Annotated in this window: 13 protein-coding genes; 3 read left to right on the plus strand and 10 right to left on the minus strand. The window is 61.3% G+C overall.

Annotation, left to right across the window (positions count from 1 at the left end):
- Positions 1 to 8: 8 nt before the first annotated feature.
- Positions 9 to 2018: a DNA helicase Rep gene (rep, locus tag EYC95_RS12970; protein ID WP_131060706.1), complete on the minus strand. Its 2010-nt coding sequence runs from the start codon at positions 2016 to 2018 to the stop codon at positions 9 to 11.
- A 262-nt stretch (positions 2019 to 2280) separates the two neighbouring features.
- Between rep and EYC95_RS12975 the strand changes: the two genes are divergently transcribed.
- Positions 2281 to 3954, plus strand: coding sequence for a bifunctional diguanylate cyclase/phosphodiesterase (locus EYC95_RS12975; RefSeq protein ID WP_131060707.1), 1674 nt, complete (start codon positions 2281 to 2283; stop codon positions 3952 to 3954).
- A 110-nt stretch (positions 3955 to 4064) separates the two neighbouring features.
- On the opposite strand, the gene EYC95_RS12980 is transcribed toward EYC95_RS12975, so the two are convergent.
- On the minus strand, positions 4065 to 5459 hold the full coding sequence (locus EYC95_RS12980) for a NorM family multidrug efflux MATE transporter (RefSeq protein ID WP_131060708.1): 1395 nt from the start codon (positions 5457 to 5459) through the stop codon (positions 4065 to 4067).
- Positions 5460 to 5618: 159 nt separating this feature from the next.
- Here EYC95_RS12980 and EYC95_RS12985 point away from each other — a divergent pair, with 159 nt between their 5' ends.
- Together EYC95_RS12985 and EYC95_RS12995 are read left to right on the plus strand one after the other, a co-directional pair.
- Positions 5619 to 6539: a LysR substrate-binding domain-containing protein gene (locus tag EYC95_RS12985; protein ID WP_131060709.1), complete on the plus strand. Its 921-nt coding sequence runs from the start codon at positions 5619 to 5621 to the stop codon at positions 6537 to 6539.
- A gap of 184 nt (positions 6540 to 6723) precedes the next feature.
- On the plus strand, positions 6724 to 8700 hold the full coding sequence (locus EYC95_RS12995; RefSeq protein ID WP_131060710.1) for a methyl-accepting chemotaxis protein: 1977 nt from the start codon (positions 6724 to 6726) through the stop codon (positions 8698 to 8700).
- Positions 8701 to 8770: 70 nt separating this feature from the next.
- Here the strand turns inward: EYC95_RS12995 and EYC95_RS13000 are convergent, their stop codons facing one another.
- From EYC95_RS13000 to EYC95_RS13035, 8 genes are read right to left on the minus strand one after another with little or no spacing between them, the layout of a single operon-like run.
- Complete coding sequence (locus tag EYC95_RS13000) at positions 8771 to 10183, minus strand: VWA domain-containing protein (protein WP_131060711.1); 1413 nt, start codon at positions 10181 to 10183, stop codon at positions 8771 to 8773.
- A gap of 57 nt (positions 10184 to 10240) precedes the next feature.
- Positions 10241 to 10747: a hypothetical protein gene (locus tag EYC95_RS13005; RefSeq protein WP_131060712.1), complete on the minus strand. Its 507-nt coding sequence runs from the start codon at positions 10745 to 10747 to the stop codon at positions 10241 to 10243.
- Between the two features lie 4 nt (positions 10748 to 10751).
- Positions 10752 to 11483, minus strand: coding sequence for a hypothetical protein (locus tag EYC95_RS13010; protein WP_131060713.1), 732 nt, complete (start codon positions 11481 to 11483; stop codon positions 10752 to 10754).
- A 59-nt stretch (positions 11484 to 11542) separates the two neighbouring features.
- Entirely contained in the window at positions 11543 to 13087 is a 1545-nt protein-coding gene (locus tag EYC95_RS13015) for an SUMF1/EgtB/PvdO family nonheme iron enzyme (protein WP_165557455.1), read from the minus strand.
- Positions 13077 to 14300: an ABC transporter permease gene (locus EYC95_RS13020; RefSeq protein ID WP_131060714.1), complete on the minus strand. Its 1224-nt coding sequence runs from the start codon at positions 14298 to 14300 to the stop codon at positions 13077 to 13079. Before EYC95_RS13020 ends, EYC95_RS13015 begins: the two co-directional genes overlap by 11 nt.
- Positions 14284 to 14985 carry an ABC transporter ATP-binding protein gene (locus EYC95_RS13025; RefSeq protein WP_131060715.1) on the minus strand — a complete coding sequence of 234 codons (702 nt, stop codon included), beginning with the start codon at positions 14983 to 14985 and terminating at the stop codon, positions 14284 to 14286. Before EYC95_RS13025 ends, EYC95_RS13020 begins: the two co-directional genes overlap by 17 nt.
- A 10-nt stretch (positions 14986 to 14995) precedes the next feature.
- Positions 14996 to 16990, minus strand: coding sequence for a vWA domain-containing protein (locus EYC95_RS13030; protein ID WP_178083834.1), 1995 nt, complete (start codon positions 16988 to 16990; stop codon positions 14996 to 14998).
- The gene (locus EYC95_RS13035; RefSeq protein WP_131060716.1) at positions 16987 to 18003 is read right to left on the minus strand and encodes a hypothetical protein; all 1017 of its coding nucleotides are present in this window, start codon (positions 18001 to 18003) and stop codon (positions 16987 to 16989) included. The genes EYC95_RS13030 and EYC95_RS13035 overlap by 4 nt, the downstream gene beginning before the upstream one ends.
- Between the last annotated feature and the right edge of the window lie 3 nt (positions 18004 to 18006).

The raw sequence follows: 18006 nt of genomic DNA on the forward strand, positions 1-18006 counted from the left end.
AGGCAATTCTAGCGCTTTAACATCGCGCGTATATCCGCCAATGCGGTATTACCGCGAACCGCTTTAACTTCGACCGGCGTGTCATCGTTGCCTTCCCACGCAAGGTCGTCCGGCGGCAGTTCATCGAGGAAGCGGCTCGGCGCGCAATTGATGATCTCGCCGTATTGCTTACGCTTGGCGGCGAAGGTGAACGCCAGGGTCTGACGGGCGCGGGTGATGCCCACGTAGGCCAGGCGGCGTTCTTCTTCAATGGTGTCGGCTTCGATGCTGGAGCGGTGCGGGAGAATTTCCTCTTCCATGCCCATGATGAACACGTAAGGAAATTCCAGACCCTTGGAAGCATGCAAGGTCATCATCTGCACACCTTCGGCACCGTCTTCCTCTTCCTGCTGACGTTCCAGCATGTCGCGCAGGACGAGTTTGCCGATGGCGTCCTCGACGGTCATTTCGCCTTCTTCGTCTTTCTCCAGCGTGTTCTTCAGTGCCTCGATCAGGAACCAGACGTTACCCATGCGGTAATCGGCGGCCTTGTCGCTGGAACTGTTGGTGCGCAGCCAGTTCTCGTAATCGATGTCCATGACCATGCTGCGCAGCGCCGAGATCGGGTCTTCGCCGGCGCACTGCTCGCGGACCTTGTCCATGAAGCGCTTGAAGCGCGACAGGCGATCGGTGAAGCGCGCATCCAGGTGCTCGCCCAAACCGATTTCGTCGGTGGCGGCGTACATCGAGATTTTTCGCCCGGTGGCGTAGTTGCCAAGCTTCTCCAGCGTGGTCGAACCGATTTCCCGGCGCGGGACGTTGATCACCCGCAGGAAAGCGTTGTCGTCGTCCGGGTTCACGATCAGGCGGAAGTAGGCCATCAGGTCTTTCACTTCCTGACGTCCGAAAAAGCTGTTGCCGCCGGACAGGCGATACGGAATCTGGTGGTGCTGCAGCTTCAGCTCGATCAGCTTGGCCTGGTAGTTGCCGCGATACAGAATCGCGAAATCGCTGTACGGCCGATCCGTGCGCAAGTGCAGGGTCAGCAGTTCCACCGCCACCCGTTCGGCTTCGGCGTCTTCGTTGCGGCAGCGGATCACGCGGATCTCGTCGCCGTGGCCCATCTCGCTCCACAACTGTTTTTCGAATTCGTGCGGGTTGTTCGAGATCAGCACGTTGGCGCAGCGCAGGATGCGGCTGGTGGAGCGATAGTTTTGCTCCAGCATCACCACTTTCAGGGACGGGTAATCGTCCTTGAGCAGCATCAGGTTTTCCGGCCGCGCGCCGCGCCAGGCATAAATCGACTGGTCGTCGTCACCGACCACGGTGAACTGGTTGCGCGTGCCGATCAGCAATTTCACCAGCAAATACTGGCTGGCGTTGGTGTCCTGGTATTCGTCCACCAGCAAGTAGCGGACCTTGTTCTGCCACTTTTCGAGAATGTCAGGGTGTTCCTGGAACAGCTTCACCGGTTGCAGGATCAGGTCGTCGAAGTCCACCGCGTTGAACGCCTTGAGCGTGCGCTGATAGTGGGTATAGACGATGGCGGCGGTCTGTTCCTTGGGGTTGCGCGCGTTTTCCAGGGCTTCGGGCGGCAGGATCAGGTCGTTCTTCCACGAGCCGATCATATTCTTGATCTCGTCGACGCCGTCGTCGCCCGAGTATTCCTTCTGCATGATGTCGGTCATCAAGGCTTTGACGTCGGTTTCGTCAAAGATGGAAAAGCCCGGCTTATAGCCCAGGCGAACATGTTCCTTGCGGATGATGTTCAAGCCCAGGTTGTGGAAGGTACACACCGTCAGGCCACGGCCTTCGCCGCCCTTGAGCAGGGTGCCGACCCGTTCCTTCATCTCGCGCGCGGCCTTGTTGGTGAAGGTCATGGCGACGATGTACTGGGCGCGGATGCCGCAGTTCTGGATCAGGTGCGCAATTTTGCGGGTGATCACGCTGGTCTTGCCGGAGCCTGCGCCGGCGAGCACCAAAAGAGGGCCGCCGACGTAGCTCACGGCTTCTTGCTGCCGGGGATTGAGTCGGGACATACGAAATCAGGGAGTCATTTGCGAAATGGGCCGGCATTTTAACAGGCTCAGCGAATTGTGCTGCTCTCTCCGACTTGTGACGCAGTACGCTATCTCTAATTGCCGGTTTTGATACTTTCAAGCAGGATGCGCGGTGTATTTGCGGCTAATGTTCGTATTCCAGACACAAAACCACGTTTGATAACTGATGTCATTTGGTCATTGGTTACCGGCGCGGCATAATGCCCGCCGCCTACATCTTTGCAGAGTCTAGGGAGCTAGCTTGTCTACGCCTGTCGAACCCTTGCGTTTGCTGTTACTGGCCGAAGAGCCAGCGTGGGCAGCGTTGTTGCGCGAGTGTCTGGCTCCGATGGGGAGCTCGGCCGTGCTCATCAGCGCGCCAAGCTGGGAGTCGGTCTGCAGTCTGTTCGATGACAACCGCAGCGCGGTGTTGTTGACGATCCCTGCGCTTCAGCCACTACCTGGCCGTTGCAGCTTGCCGACGGTGTTGCTGCTTGAGCACGAGCCACAGACGCCACCCGATGGTGTGAGCGACTGGCTGGTGCGCGATCATCTCGATCCCGGCATGCTGCGCCGTTGCCTGCGCCATGTGCGCGAACGCGGCTTGCTGGAAAACACCCTGCAACGCCTGGCCGAGCAAGACCCGCTGACCGGCATCGCCAACCGCCAGGGTTTCCAGACCTTGCTGGCCGCGCGTCTGGCGGAAAACGACGGCCGCGGCCTGGCCCTCGGTCACCTCGATCTCGACAACTTCCGTCACGCCAACGATGCCCTCGGCCACCAGGCCGGTGACCGTTTGATCCTGCAAGTGGTCGCGCGGCTGAAAAGCCAGCTTGAGGCCGGCGATCAACTGGCGCGGCTGGGCAGTGACGAATTCGCTCTGCTGATCGACACCCGTCGCGCGCCCCAGCGTGCCGAGTGGATGGCCGAACGCATCACCGAAGCGCTGGCCGAGCCTTACTGGGTCGACGGCGAAAGCCTGTTGATCGGTTCCAGCCTGGGCATCGCCCACGCCCGGGCCCAGGCCGGCGCCGACCCGCTGATGTGGCACGCGCACATCGCCATGCAGCAAGCCAAGAGCACTCAGGGCTGCACCTTTCATATCTTCAACGAACGCATCAACCGCAATGCCCGCAGCATGGCCGATCTCGAAAGCGAGCTGCGCCGGGCCTTGCGCCGTGACGAGCTGGAGTTGCATTACCAGCCACGCATGAACCTTGAGGACGGCCAGATCGTCGGCCTCGAAGCCCTGGTGCGCTGGCGGCATGCCGAACGCGGGTTGCTGGCGCCCAGCGAGTTCGTGCCGCTGGCCGAGCAAAGCGGTTTGATCGTGCCGCTGGGTTACTGGGTGATTTCCCGAGCCCTGCGGGACATGCAGGCGCTGCGCGAACGTGGTTTGCCGGCGCTGCATATGGCGATCAACCTGTCGTTCCGGCAGTTTCAGGACAGCCAATTGTTGTCGACCCTGAGCCGGCTGATCGCCGAGCGCGGCGTCGAGGCACAATGGCTGGAGTTCGAGCTGACCGAAACCGCGGTCATGCGCCGCAGCGATCTGGTGAAACAGACCATGGACGCCCTCGGGCGCCTGGGCGTGCGCTTCTCGCTGGATGACTTCGGCACCGGGTTCTCATCCTTCGTACACCTCAACAGCCTGCCGATTGCCTTGCTGAAGGTCGACAAGAGCTTTGTCGGCGGTATGGAGGAGCGCGAAGAAAACCGCAAACTGGTCCATGCCATGATCAACCTGGCGCACAACCTCAATCTTGAAGTGGTGGCCGAAGGCGTGGAAACGGCGGAGCAGCTGGATTTGTTGCGCGGGTTTGGGTGCGATCAGGTGCAGGGGTATTTGATCAGCAAGCCGTTGCCGTTGGCGGAATTGGTTGAATATCTGACCTTTGGCTCCAGCCAGCAGCCCGCCCTGGAAATCGTGGTCTGAACACGGACAAAAATGTGGGAGCGGGCTTGCTCGCGAATGCGGGGTGTCAGTTAACGTAGATGTGACTGACACACCGCTTTCGCGAGCAAGCCCGCTCCCACAGGGGGATCTCACTCGGTCTGGGCGATTTCGAAACGCTGCGACAACGGCTCCCGCCGAATCATCCGCTTCATCTTCCACTCAAACGCCAGCGTCAAGCTCACCGCCGCGCACGCCAACCCCAGCGCCAATCCCCACCAGACGCCCGTCGGCCCCCAGTTGAGGTTGAACGCCATCCACCACGCGGCCGGCGCACCGATCAGCCAATAGCAACCCAGCCCGACCAGGAACGTGGTCTTGGCGTCCTTGAGCCCGCGAATGCAGCCCATGGCGATGGTTTGCGTACCGTCGAACAGCTCGAACCACGCCGCCACCGCCAGCAGGCTCACAGCCAGATTGATGACGTCTCGGAACGCCGGGTCGTTGTGGTCCAGGAACAAGCCGATCAACTGATTCGGCAAGAACCAGAAGACCATGGCGAAGCCCAGCATCGACGCCGCGCCAAAGGCGATCCCGACCCGACCGGCCAAGCGTGCATCCAGCAACCGCCCGGCGCCGTAATGCTGGCCGATGCGCATGGTGATCGCGTAAGAAAGCCCTGCCGGGATCATGAACGCCACCGAAACAATTTGCAGGGCGATCTGGTGCGCCGCCAGTTGCGTGCTGCCCATGGTGCCCATGCACAGCGCGGCGAACGCGAACAACCCGACTTCCACGGCGTAGGTGCCACCGATGGGCAGGCCGAGGCGCCACAGCTCTTTCAGATACTGCCGGTTAGGTCGCGACAGACCCTGGCGCAGTGGATACGCGTCGTAGGCCGGATGCCGACGGATGTGCAGCGCCAGCGCCACGGCCATCAGGTTGGCGACAATCGCGGTAACAAGACCGATGCCCACAAGGCCAATTTTCGGCAGACCGAACAATCCGGTGATCAACGCATAGTTGAGCAGGAAGTTGGCCACGGTGCCGCCGACGCTGATGACCATCACCGGCGTTGCCCGGCCGATGGCGCTGGTGAAGCCGCGCAGGGCCATGAAACTCAGGTAGCCGGGCAGGGCGAACGGCAGGATCAGCAGAAACTGCCCGGCCGCGTGGACGTTGGTTTCGGTCTGGCCAAACAGCAGCAGCACCGGTTTTAGGTTCCACAGCAGCAGACCCGCCACCAACGCCATCAACCACGCCAGCCACAACCCGGCCTGGGTCAGTCGCGCGGCGCCGAGGATGTCGCCCGCGCCCTGACGGATCGCCACCAGGGTGCCGACCGCCGCGATCACGCCGATGCAGAAGATCGACACAAACGAATAGGTCGCCGCGCCCAAACCGCCACCGGCCAGCGCTTCCGGACTCAGGCGCGCCATCATCAAGGTGTCGGTGAGGACCATCAGCATGTGCGCCAACTGCGAGGCAATCAACGGCCCCGCCAGCCGCAGGATGGCCCAGAGTTCGGTACGTGCTGGATGCTGCATGGTCATCACGCCTCGATTATCAGAGAGAACAGGAGAGAGCCGATTCTCGGCGCTCTGCGGGGTTTTCACAAAGGGATAAAAAGGATGGGTGGCATGAGTCAGACTCATGCTGACAAGTTTCTGCTAACGTGGCGTAACTGCGCTATAGGAGCTTTCCGAATGTCCCGTCGTCTTCCTCCCTTGTATGCCCTGCGCGCATTCGAAGCGGCGGCGCGGCATAGCTCGTTTACCCGCGCCGCGGAAGAATTGTCGATCACCCAAAGCGCGGTCAGTCGACACATTCGTACGCTCGAAGAGCATTTTGCCTGCCGACTGTTTCATCGCAGCGGGCGCAACCTGCAACTGACCGAGTCGGCGCGGCTGATCCTGCCCGGCATTCGTGAAGGTTTTACCGCGCTTGAACGCGCCTGCAATACTTTGCGCGCCGAGGATGACATCCTGCGCATGAAAGCCCCGTCGACGTTGACCATGCGCTGGCTGTTGGCGCGCCTGAGCCGCTTCCGGCACTTGCAACCGGGCAACGAAGTGCAGTTGACGAGCGCCTGGATGGACATCGACACCGTGGACTTCAACCACGAACCCTTCGACTGCGCCGTCATCCTAAGCACCGGGAATTTCCCCCCGGACTGGGAGGCGACGCGGCTGTTCCCGGAAGAGCTGATTCCGGTCGGTGCGCCGAACCTGATGGACGATCAACCGTGGGATGTCGCACGTCTGGCCAGCACTGAGCTGCTGCACCCCGCACCGGACCGGCGTGACTGGCGCACATGGCTGCAACGCATGGGTCTGGCTGATCAGGTGTCGCTCAAGGGCGGGCAAGTGTTCGACACGCTGGAGCTGGGCATGATTGCTGCGGCGCGGGGCTACGGCGTGTCCATGGGGGATTTGCTGATGGTGGCGGAGGATGTCGCGCAGGGTCGTCTGAGTTTGCCGTGGCCGACGGCCGTCGCCAGCGGTGAGAATTATTACCTTGTCTGGCCGAAAACCCGTCCTGGAGGTGAACGTTTGCGCCGCCTCAGCGATTTCCTGCAAGGCGAGGTCCGAGCCATGGATTTACCGGATGTCGAGCGCTTGAGCTGAATCGATAGAGCCTGTGCAATAGAGGCTTTGCGCCATATCCCGGCTAATTACTCAAGTATTCAGATGTGCCGCCGAAAATCTGCAGGTGGAACCTTCGTGCAGGTTCGCCGTAATTCCCCTTATTAGAATTTTGCCGAGTGCGCGTCGTGATCAGGATGATCCGGTCACTTGGCCAGGAGCTGTCATGTCTCAACCTCGTGCCCGGATCGCCTCACAGCTTGGTCTTGCGCTTGCCGTGATACTGGCGATTGTCATCACTGGCAGTACCGTGTTCGCCCTGCGTTCGCTGGACACCGCCAACCTCGCCACCCGCGAAGAGCACCTGGCCAGTGAAGCCCGGTTGCTGGCCGATCAGTTGAGTACCTTTCACGGCACGTTGCGTGAGAGCACCCAGCGTCTGGCTGGCCTGTTCGAGAAGCGCTTCAGCGCGGGTCTGAGCGTGCACCCGGACGAGCCGGTTGCCGTGGCGGGCACCCAGACCCCTGGCCTGCACCTGGGCAGCGAAGTGTTGAACAACAACTTCAAGGAAGTGGACGAGTTCAAGCAAATGACCGCGGGCGTTGCGACGGTGTTTGTGCGCAGCGGCGAAGACTTCGTTCGGGTCAGTACATCCCTGACCAAACAGGATGGCAACCGGGCCATCGGCACCTTGCTGGATCACGCTAATCCGGCCTATGCACGATTGATGGCGGGGCAGAGCTACGTTGGTCGCGCCTTGCTCTTCGACCGCTCCTACATGACGCAGTACACCCCTGTACGTGACAGCGGCGGTAAGGTGATTGCCGTGCTGTTCGTAGGATTCGATTACACCGACGCGCAGAACGCGCAGTTCGAGAATCTCAAGCGCTTCCGCATCGGTCAGACCGGCTCGCTGGCGTTGCTCGATGAACAGCGCAAATGGCTGGTGCCGATCGCGGGCGTGCAAGCGCTGGATCAGGCAGTCCCGGCCATCGTCGATCTGGCGAAAACGCCGGGCAAGGGTGACTTCTGGAGCGACAAGTCCGAAGACTTCTACAGCGTGGCGGTGCCGTTTGAAGGCGGTCCGTGGTCGGTGGTGGCGAGCATGCCGCAAGCCGAAATCAGCGCCGTGACCTGGAGTGTCGGCATTCAATTGGCGATCGGCAGTCTGCTGGCGATGTTGATCGCGGTCGGCTCGGCGGTCTGGCTGCTGCGCAGCAAGCTCGCGCCGTTGGGGGATCTGGTGCGTCAGGCAGAAGCATTGGGCGCTGGTGATTTGAGCGTGCGCCTGAGCGTGTCGAGCAATGACGAAATCGGTCAACTGGCCCGTGCCTTCAACCAGATGAGCCAGGCCTTGTCGACCATGGTCGAGCACATCCGCAAGGCTTCCGGCGAGGTCAATAGCCGTGCCCAGGCCTTGTCCGGCCTGTCCGGTGGTGCCTATGAAGGGATGGAGCAGCAGTCGGGCGAAATCACCAGCATGGCCGGCGCCGTGGAAGAGTTCAGCGCGACTTCTCTGAACATCGCCGACAACATGGGCAACACCCAGCGCCTGGCGCAGGAAAACGCACAGCAAACGCAAATCGGTCGTACGTCGATGGACGAAGCGTCCTCGTCGCTGGAGCAAATCGCTGGCGCCCTGAACAGCACAGCCACCGTGATCAATACCTTGGGTCAGCGCTCCCAGGAAATCGGCGGCATCGTCGGGGTGATTACTTCGATCGCCGATCAAACCAACCTGCTGGCGCTGAACGCGGCCATCGAAGCGGCCCGTGCCGGTGAGCAGGGTCGTGGTTTTGCGGTGGTTGCCGACGAGGTGCGCAACCTGGCTTCGCGTACGCGTCAGGCCACTGACGAAATTTCCGGGATGATTCAAAGCATCCAGCAGGAAACCGGCAACGCCATCAGCACCATGGAGCAAGGCAATGTGCTGATGCAGGAAGGCTTGTCACGCAACGCCAATGTGGCCTCGGCCCTGGCGCGGATCGATGAGCAGAGCCGTTCGGCGGGGCAGCAATTTGCGGCGATCACCACCGCGACTCAGGAGCAGAGCAGCACCGCGACGTTGCTCAGCAGCAACCTGCAAAGCATTGCGCTGGCGAACAGTGAGCAGCGGGAAGTGGTGTCGAACCTTGCCGTTACCGCCAAAGAGCTGGAGAAGCTGGCGGCGGACTTGCGTCATGAGGTTGACCGGTTTCGTTGAGTCTTCGCTGAAATAGCTTTCGCGGGCAAGTCGGACCGCGAAGGGCTCACCTCAATTTCTGATCAGGCGATCAGTCACACTTGGCGTTGCTCGACACTTCCTTGCTCGCCAGTTTCAACTGCTTGCCCAGTTCAGCCGCGTTGGTGCTGCTGTAAACCCGGCCTCCGGTGTTTTCAGCGATGCAACGTGACGGGCCACCGGCTCCGATTTTCACCACGTTGACCCGCAGGCGCGGTTGTTCCCTGGCGATTTGGCGGGAGACCGCGCAAACGTCTTTCTGGCAACCGTCCTCACCGTCGACGAACATCACGATCACGGCATCGTTATTGCGCCCGTCCACGGTGTTTGCTGCGTGGGCCAGGCTGTCGGCCAGCGGTGTGCCGTCGTTGGGCACCAGGCCTCGAATCCCGTTGATCAGCCGCTGGCGGTCGCCAAACTTGAACACGCCCTGGTCCGGTGTGCTTTCGCAGCCGGCGAAGGTGATGAGGCGCGTGTCGATCTTCGGGTCCAGCCCGTTGATCATGCCGGCCAGCGAGTCCTTGGCGACGTCCATGCGGCTGGGCTTGGCGAAAATCTGCGTGGTGCGGTTCACATCCAGGTACTTGTTCAGCTCATTGCCGAAGAACCAGTCCTCGTCGGCTTTCACGGACTTGATGTTCAGGTCCATCGAGCCCGAGGTGTCGAGCACCACCACGAATTGCGGAATCTCTGCGTTTGGCGCTTTTTTGCGGCAAGCGAAGTTGTCCAGCGTCGGTGCCGGTGGCGGGGCGACCACCACAGGTTTTGGGGGCGGAACGGGCTTGGGTACCGGTACCGGTTCTGGCACGGGTGCGGGTTCGGGCTCGGGTTCCGGAACAGGTTCCGGCTCCACGACAGGCTCGGGAACAGGCTCAACCGGTTTCTCGACCGGTGTCACCACGGGCGCTACAGGTGGGACCACGACGACGGGTTCACGGTGCATAAACCACCAGTAAGCCCAGAGCGCCAGGAGCAGCAACAGCAGCGCCAGCAAGGCCGCCGCGATCCACCAGCCACGGCGCGACGGCGGCACGACCGGCACCACCGGAACAACCGGCGGCACAATTGGTTTGGGCGCACGCTGGTTCCAGCGCACCACCAGCGGCTCGCCGTTGAGGCTGTAGAGTTTGTCCAGCTCGGGCGTGCCGAGCAGGCTGTGCAGGTCATCCGCTACCGTGGGCTGACCGCGTTTTTGCAGTTCGTCCGCCAGCTGTCCAAGGGACGTCTGACGCACTTCATAGGTTTCCAGCAATCGTCGTTGCGCGTCCTCGTTGAGGTCGGCATAGGGTGTGGGTTGGCCACCCAGTTCGGTCCACCATTCCAGCACCTCGCCGCTGCCCATTCGCGGGATGGCGAAGAGGCTGGCGACGGTCGGCGGAAAGTGTTTCTGGATGAGGGCGACTTTGGCTTGCAGCGCACTCATCCCCTCCGGTGTGGCTTGCGCATCCCTGATGACCCGCTGCATGACGACGATTCCTGAAAAGGGTGCAGGCCTCCATCGGGAGGCCTGCGGGGCAAAAAGTTACTCTTCGTAACCGAGGCTGAATTGCAGCTGATTCACTTTCTTCTGCAAGGCCTTCAGTTGTTCCTGCTTGGCGGCCAGCGTCGCGGGTGAGGCCTTGGTCACGGGCGCCGCCTGCGAGGCCTTGAGCTGCTGCTCAAGCCCGGCAATCTGCTTCTGCACCTGGCTTTCATTGCCATGCCGGGCCTTGAGCGAGGTCAGCAACTGGCCCAGCGACTGGTTCAGCGCCGCCTGGGATTTCTGCTGGCTGGCCAGGTCGGTCTTGGTGCTGAGCTGCTGGGCCTGAATGTTCTCGTACACCTGGCGGAACATCGCGTTTTCCTGACGGGACTCGGTCAGGGCCTGTTCCTTCTGCGTGACCTGATCGCTGTAACCACCAGAGTAGTCGCAGTTCATCTTGGTCAGCATGCTGCTGTCGCCATTGGTCGCGTCGCATTCGCCCGGCTTGGTCGCGCAACCGCTCAAGGCCAGGACGGCGGTGAGGACCGCCAGCTGTCGTAGAGTCATGTCATTAGCCCAGGGTGATTGCGGAGCGCTGGTTGTAAAGACCGTCGACTTCCTTTTGCAGGGCGGCGACTTTCTGGTTCATTTTCATAATGCTCACGTCCACCTGCTTGATCTCGGTGCTGGCGCCTTGTGCACGCTCGGCGTCTGCCACTTTGGTGTACTCGGTGACTTTGTTGCGCATGTTGCCGAGGTCTTTACGCAGACGCGCGATGTTCTGGTCGATCTCGGCGATCTGCGCCTGAGCCTTGGTCTTGTCGACCTTCTTGCTGGCGATGTCTTTTTTGATCTGGGCGATGCGCGCCTGGTCATCCTGGATCACTTGCTGAGCGGTCGCGGTACGGGCGATCACGTTCTGGGTGTCTTGTTCGACGTCGCTGTTCATCTTCGCCAGACGGGTGGTGGTGTCGGAGTATTCGCTACGACGCTGATCCAGGTAGTAGTTCGCGCCCATGGCCACGCCACACGCGGTAATACCGGCGGCGATGGCGCAGACCGCTTTGTTGCTGCTATTGGACAGTGCGCAACCGAGGATGCCGACACCGGCGCCGACCGCGCAGGCCTGGTAGCCGGACTTGCTGAAGAACTGTGCGTCGTTGCCCTGGGTCAGGCGTGGGTCTGCGCCTTCGCTGCCACCGAGCATCGAGCTGCCGGTGTTGGCGCAACCGGTCAACAGCAGGCTGCCGGTGAGGACGAAAGCGATCTGAAGCTTGAAGCGAGTCCAAAGGCTGCGCGACATGGTGAAACTCCTTGGTGCCGGTGTTGGCTGTTTTTGTTGAGGTTAGTTATTGAGGTGAGTTATTGAGTGACGGTTTTGCAGCTGGTCAGCCAGGCTTCAGTGTCGATCTTCTGCTTTTGCAGGAAGGTCTTCTGATTGGCCCAGTGGGTGCGCAAATAGGGTTTGAGTTCTTGCAGCTGTTTGTTGCGGGTGATGATTTCTTCCATCACCGGCACCTGTGCATCCAGCAGCGGCTGGCCGTACAAGGTCGCCGATTCCACCAGGCTGCTGGCGTAGTAACGGCTGAGTTTGTGTAGGCGATCCTTCTGCTCGTCGAGTTTGCCTTTGCGCATGTCGCAACTGGCATCTTTGTCCGCGGATTCGCAATTAAGCTTGTAGTTCTTTTGCAGGAAGTCCACGTACTGGCCGTCGTCGAGCATCTTGGTGCAGAGGAACGCACCGAGGTTGAGACTGGCGCGGATCGCCTGGTCGCGGGTTTCTTCCTGCTGCTGATTGCTAGCGCGCAATTGGTTTTCCAACGCCTGAAGCTTTTCCTTGAGCGCCTTGTCTTCCACGCCCGAGGCCAGGCTGTTCAGGGATTGAACCGTGCCTTTGTCGGCGGATTCGGTTTCCTTGCTGCCGGTACCGAGTTTCTTCCAGCTGCTTTCAATGCTGGCGACACGCTCGCGGGAAGTCAGGGTTGGCGAGACCAATACCAGGCGCATACCGGTGGTTTTGTTTTTCACCTGACCTTCGGCGTTGTAGTACGGCTCTTCCTTGCGCAACCCGGTGCGCAGGTCGGCCTGAGCGGTCAGGTAGTTGCCGCCACGGACCACGTAGCCGCCGGCCTGACCGTGCTGGCGGTCGAGTTTGTTCAGGCGAAACGGCTCGAACATCATCTCGTCGACGTTGCCGAGCATGTCGTGCAGGCCCAATGGATTGGGTTTTTGCAGACCCGACAATTGCAGTTTGCCGTTGGACGATTGCGCCCCGGCGAACCACTCGTAAGCGTTGATGCCGTCGGGCATCGGGTAACGCGTGTCGCGAAATTCCGCCGCGCCGACCTCCAGGCCACCGCGCGCCGCGAACTCCCACTCGACTTCCGTCGGCAGGCGCAGGAAGCCCAGCACGCCGTCTTCTTTGGGCAGCTTGTCAGCGGCGTTTTTGCGCAGCCACAGGTTGTATTTGTCCGACGCTTCGACGGCTTGCACCCAGCTCACGGACACTTGCGGCAGGCGCATTTTGGTGGCGGCGGTGGGGCAGGTTGCGTCGGTCAATGCCGTGTATTGGAGCTGACTCATCTCGTACTTGGCCATCAGGTAGTAGCGGGATTTATCGTTTTTCGCGCCGGTGAAACTGCCCGCGATGAAGGTCGGTCGAGTCTGTTCGACATAGCCGTATTCCGCGCCGTCCTGACCGATGTTGATCGGGTAGTCGTCAAGCGGTCCGGCAACCGGAATGAACACCTTGCGAAACACCATCGAACCTTCGCACGGCATCGGCAACACGACGTCGCTGGCCTCGGGCATCGGGTTGTAATACTTCTCTTCCCAGCCAGCCGCCGAAGCATCGAGCAGGTAGCCGAGGCTCAGGGGCAACAGCAAGCCCAAACGTTTATAGCTCACGCAGACTCTCCGCAGGTTGGATGTTGATCGCTCGCACTGCGCCGATCACGGCCACCAGTGCAGCGACCAGAAAGGTCAGGAGCAGGGCGGCGAGGCCGTGCCAGAGTGTGATGTGACAGACAAAGGTGCCGGTGGCCTGGCTGCTGCCGAGCAAGGTGTCGAACAAATGGCTGCCAACAGCGTAAAACCCCAATCCGCCGAGGTAGCCGGCAAGGCTCAGCACCAGCGCTTGCAGGACCACGAAACCGCCTACAGCCGTGCGTTTGAAACCCAGCAGGCGCAAGACCGCGAGGCTTTTGCGCTTGCGGTCGATGTTGGCCAGAAAAGCGCCGACCATCGACGCCACACAACCGATCAACGCCGCCAGAGCGATAACCCCGAAGATCAACCCCAGCACATGATTGATGGCTTTGACGTTGTCGATGTCGGCCAGTCGGCTCGAGGTTTCGATGTGTTGTTCGTTGAGCCAGCGTTCCAGCGGCGCAACCTGGTCGATGTCACGGGCGTAGAGGCGGGCGCGGGCGTACAGCGGTTGCAGATCGCCCAGAGGTTTGCCGGTTTCGATGCCGAATGCGCTGACCTGATATCCATCGCGAAAGCGCTCCAGATTCAGCAACAACGGCGGGGCGACGAATCCGGCCGCGCGGCCGAACCGAGCACCGTCGAGCACCGCCAGCACCGTCAGCGTCATCTCTCCGCGCTCGTTGACGCCTTCCAGACGGCGCAATACGCGCAGTTGCACGCGGTCGCCGACCTTGGCCTGCAAGCGTTGCGCGGCGCGGGCGCTGAGGATCACTTGATCGCCGGTTGGGTTGAGTTGCGGCAGGTTCAGCTGCGGGTCGCCGGGTTCGGTGGCGATGATTTCCGCGCCTTCGACAAACCGTTGCATGCCGATCAGCAAGTCCGCCTGGGTGTTGAGCGAGCGGGTCTGGCCGAGGGCAAAACCGGTCTCGGGACGCTGGCGCACACGCTCGATCCAGGCGCTGTCGTAGTTGCCGTTGCTGAGCATTTTTACTTCAAGGTTGCGCGGGTCGCGCAGCAATTCGTCCTGCAACTGGCTGACCACGCCGTGTTTGAGGCCGAACAGCAGCAACAGCGGCGCGATCACCGCCACCAATGACGCGGCGATGCACAGGGACACCTTGCGGTCATGCCACAGGTCTTGCAGGGCCAGCGTGCCCAGCAGGCGCAGTCGGTCAGTCCATCGGTTCAAACAGTGTTTCTCCCTGACGGCTGATAGCGCCGAGTCGCGGCAAGCCGAAATCCTTCAGCAAGGCCCAGTCATGGGAAACCACCAGGGCACTCAGGCCCATGCTCGATACCAGACTCAGCAGCAATTCGAACAAACGCCGGGCGCTGTGCGGGTCGAGCGCGGCGGTCGGCTCGTCGGCCAACAGCAGCAGCGGTTCATGGGCAATCGCACGAACGCAGGCAACGCGCTGGCGTTCACCGATCGATAGCGCCTGTGGCTGTTTATCCAGCAACCCTTGCAGACGCAATACCTCAACCGCGTGATCGATGTGCGCGCTCTTTACCGACATACCGAGCAAGCGGCGCGGCAGGCTGATGTTGTCGCGCACGCTAAGAAATGGCAGCAAGCCGCCGTTCTGCAAAATGAACCCCAGATGACGCGAACGCACGGCCGCCAAGGCTGGCTGGTCGTCGCTGGCCAGCAAATGGGCGATGTCCTGATCGTGTGCTGCACCCAGCCGAAAGCGCTCGAGCTCGACCGGCGCCAGCAACAGGCCGATGGCTTCAAGCAATGTGCTTTTACCACTGCCGCTCTCGCCGGTGATGGCGAGGATTTCCCCGGCACCGACCTGCAAGTGCGGCAGGCGCACGTGATGGGCCAGCGCGCCTTCACCACGGCGCACCAGCAGGTTCTTGATATCGAGCATCGGCGTCTCGTTAAGGCATCATTTCCAGGGGCACGGGGTACACGTTGTCCCGTGCATCGCTGTCCTTGGCTAACGCCACCCAACGGTCGACGTCAGCGTTGTAACGCTGGTAGTGCCGCAGTTTGGTATTGAGCGTGCGGATGAATTTCTCCTGCGCCAGACCATCCCAGCTCTTCCAGGTTTCTTCGTCCAGGTTCAGCACTTCGCTCTGGTACGGCAGGTCTTCGAGGTACTCGCCGAGGACGCCCATGTCCGCCAGTTTGGCGTTGCTGTTCTGCTTGAGCTGGTTCGGGTCGGCGCCCATGGTTGCGGCCACCGAGCGCAGGCGATCGAACATTTCCGTCGGCGAAATCAGGCCTTCGTTGGCGGCCTCGAGGATCTGCTTCATCACGTCGCTCAAGTCACTGAGCTGGGACTTGGTCAGCAACACCCGCACGTCGGTGGTGGGGATGTTCTGCTTGATCAAGTCGCGGTCAGTGATCCACGCCTTGAATACCGGAGGCGCCTTGCTGTTGGTCTTTTCGCCCAGATAGGCGAGCTGCATGGCGTGGCCGATCAGCGCCGCGTCCTCGAGCATTTTCTTCTCGGCCGGGTCCTGCTTGGCGTTCACCGCGCTACCGATGGCGTCTTCGCCCATGTAGGCGGCTTTCACCTGGGAGGTAATCGCGGTGGCCAGTGCGTCGACCTTGCGGCCGAACTCCTGAATGTCGCCGGCGTTCACCGGGTAGTACAGCGAGGTGTTGGTGCCCGGGTAAGTCGACAGATTCTGGTACTGCGCCTCGGCCTTGGCGTGATCCTTGATCCCGGCCGGGGTTTTCAGGTGCAGCGTGTAGATCGCCACGCCCGGGTTGGCCGCTTCGAGGCGAACCTGGGAAGCGCTCAAACCGGTTTTCGACAGTTTGTCGTCGCCTTCGATGGCGCCCGCGTCGGTGATCAACACCACGTAGCGCGCACCGAACTGGCTCCAGTCGACCTTGTCGATGCTGTGCATGACACCCGCGAAGGAGTCTTCGTCGTAACTGCTGCTCGACACCTTGGCTTGCTTGAGGTCGGCGACTTTGGCGAGGAAGTCGGAACTGTCCTTCACCTGAGTCGGGTCGGCGTACATCTTGGTGGTGTATTCCAGGCCTGGCACCGCTTGGGTGTTGGAGCGGAACGCGACCAGACCGAACTTGACCTGCTTGCCGAGGTTCTGCGCTTCGATCTGCTGGTAGACCTTGCGGATCGCCTCACGGGTGCGGTCGATGTACGGGTCCATCGAGATCGTCGAGTCGATGACAAACACCACCGCCGCGCTGAATTCCTTCAGTTGGCTGGCCGCTTTGTCCTCAGCTTCCTTGCCACCGGCCGCGCTGTTGGCAGCACCACCCTTGGCGTCTTTCTCATCGGGCTTGCTGACCGACGCCACATTAAGCAGGCGCGTGCGGAAACCGCCTTCGGTCATGACTTCTTCGCCGCTGAGTACCGGCAGCAGGTAGAACTGCTTTTGCAGGTCGACGAAGTATTCAGGTTCTTCAGCCAGCACGCCCGGGGCTTGCTTGCCCTTTTTCAGCGTGGCCCGCAGCGGCGCGACTTTGCTTACCGGGTCCGGCGCATCGAGGATGCCTTCGACGGTGGCGCGTTCTTTGAAGAACAGCAGCCGGTCGCGATTGGCCGGGTTGGTGAAGGCCAGTGTCAGCTGCATTTTCCAGTCGGTGGTGCAACTCGCCGGCAACCAGCCAATGGTTTTGCCATAGCTGTCAGGGCCGACTTTCAGCCATTCGGCGTTGGCCGCTTGCGCACGTTCGTACACATAGAAACGGCTGAACACCGGTTGCTCATCGCCCGCAGCACCGCCCGCCGTCGGGCTGATTTTGCAGCCCGGGGTGGTCAGCACGCGCTGGAACAAGGTCTTTTTACCGGCCTGGATCAGCGGTTTGTCATCGGCCTGGGACAACGGGCTGATGCAGAGTGCCAACAGCGCGGCGCTGCTCAGCAGGAAACGACTCAGGGGCGAACGGATCACTTCTGCAACTCCTCGAAACGCTGCTTGGCTTCGGCGTTGTTCGGGTCCTGGGTCAGGATCGTTTCATACCAATAGGCGGCGGTGGCGTTGTCCGCGGCCGGGAAGCACTCGCTGGCCTTCAGGTATTTCGGGTCGTATTCGCGGGCATAGGCGTTGGCAATCAAAGAGTCGCCGGCCTGGGCACGGTTGGCGTACAGACGCTGGGCAACGCCGCAGTGTTTGCCGGCCTTGGCTTCGTTGATGATCTGCAGCAACTTGGCGCTGTCGGGCGCAGCCTTGATGCAGGTCTGGACGAAGGTCAGCTCGGGCAGGCTGTTCATGCTGTCCAGGGTGCAGGCTTGTACGTCGGCACCGGCCGGTGCGGCGGCTGCGATGGCAGGGGCGGGTGCCGGAGTGCGTTTGTAAAACCAGAATCCGGCCGCTGCGGCCACCAGCAACAGCACGACGAGCGCGAGGCCGATAAGGCCTTTGTTGCTTTTCTTCACCGGGGGCGGAGGAGGGGTGTAGGCGGGTTCGTTGGGCACCGATTCCAGTTCGATTTCTGGCTCGGCGGTGAGCAGGACCAGTTCCGGCAGCTCCGGAACTTCCGGTTCTGGCGCACTTGGCGCTGTCAGGTCTGCGCCGCCATAAGTCGAGCGTGTCTGGCCACCCGCAGTAGACGGCAACAGGCCCACGCCGGGGCGAACCACGCCTTTATCGCTATGATCGAGGCTTTGCTCACGCAGTTCGATCTGGAATTGCGAGTGGGCGCCGCCTTCGAGCAGCGGATCGACCACTTCCGGGCCGACCTGTGCCTCAAGGGCTTCGCCACTGGCCGTAACGCTGAAGCGCGAGACCTTGAACCAGAACGGATTGTTGCTCCAGGCCTTCTGATCCTGGAGGTAGAAACCGTCCTGGTTGCGCTGAATGGAGAACTCCAGCTGTTCTTCGCCACCCTGCCATTTCTTCACAGTGAGGCACGCCTGGCCAGGCACGTTGGGTTCTAAGGCGAGCAGGTCGACACGAATTGGCATTGC

This window comes from Pseudomonas sp. BGI-2, assembly GCF_004310295.1.
In the GTDB taxonomy this organism is placed as follows: Bacteria; Pseudomonadota; Gammaproteobacteria; order Pseudomonadales; family Pseudomonadaceae; genus Aquipseudomonas.

Bases quoted from the DNA above. Each gene is read 5' to 3' on its own strand.
- rep (WP_131060706.1), bottom strand. From the start codon at position 2,018: ATGTCCCGACTCAATCCCCGGCAGCAAGAAGCCGTGAGCTACGTCGGC.
- EYC95_RS12980 (WP_131060708.1), bottom strand. From the start codon at position 5,459: ATGCAGCATCCAGCACGTACCGAACTCTGGGCCATCCTGCGGCTGGCG.
- EYC95_RS12985 (WP_131060709.1), top strand. From the start codon at position 5,619: ATGTCCCGTCGTCTTCCTCCCTTGTATGCCCTGCGCGCATTCGAAGCG.
- EYC95_RS12995 (WP_131060710.1), top strand. From the start codon at position 6,724: ATGTCTCAACCTCGTGCCCGGATCGCCTCACAGCTTGGTCTTGCGCTT.
- EYC95_RS13000 (WP_131060711.1), bottom strand. From the start codon at position 10,183: ATGCAGCGGGTCATCAGGGATGCGCAAGCCACACCGGAGGGGATGAGT.
- EYC95_RS13005 (WP_131060712.1), bottom strand. From the start codon at position 10,747: ATGACTCTACGACAGCTGGCGGTCCTCACCGCCGTCCTGGCCTTGAGC.
- EYC95_RS13010 (WP_131060713.1), bottom strand. From the start codon at position 11,483: ATGTCGCGCAGCCTTTGGACTCGCTTCAAGCTTCAGATCGCTTTCGTC.
- EYC95_RS13025 (WP_131060715.1), bottom strand. From the start codon at position 14,985: ATGCTCGATATCAAGAACCTGCTGGTGCGCCGTGGTGAAGGCGCGCTG.
- EYC95_RS13035 (WP_131060716.1), bottom strand. From the start codon at position 18,003: ATGCCAATTCGTGTCGACCTGCTCGCCTTAGAACCCAACGTGCCTGGC.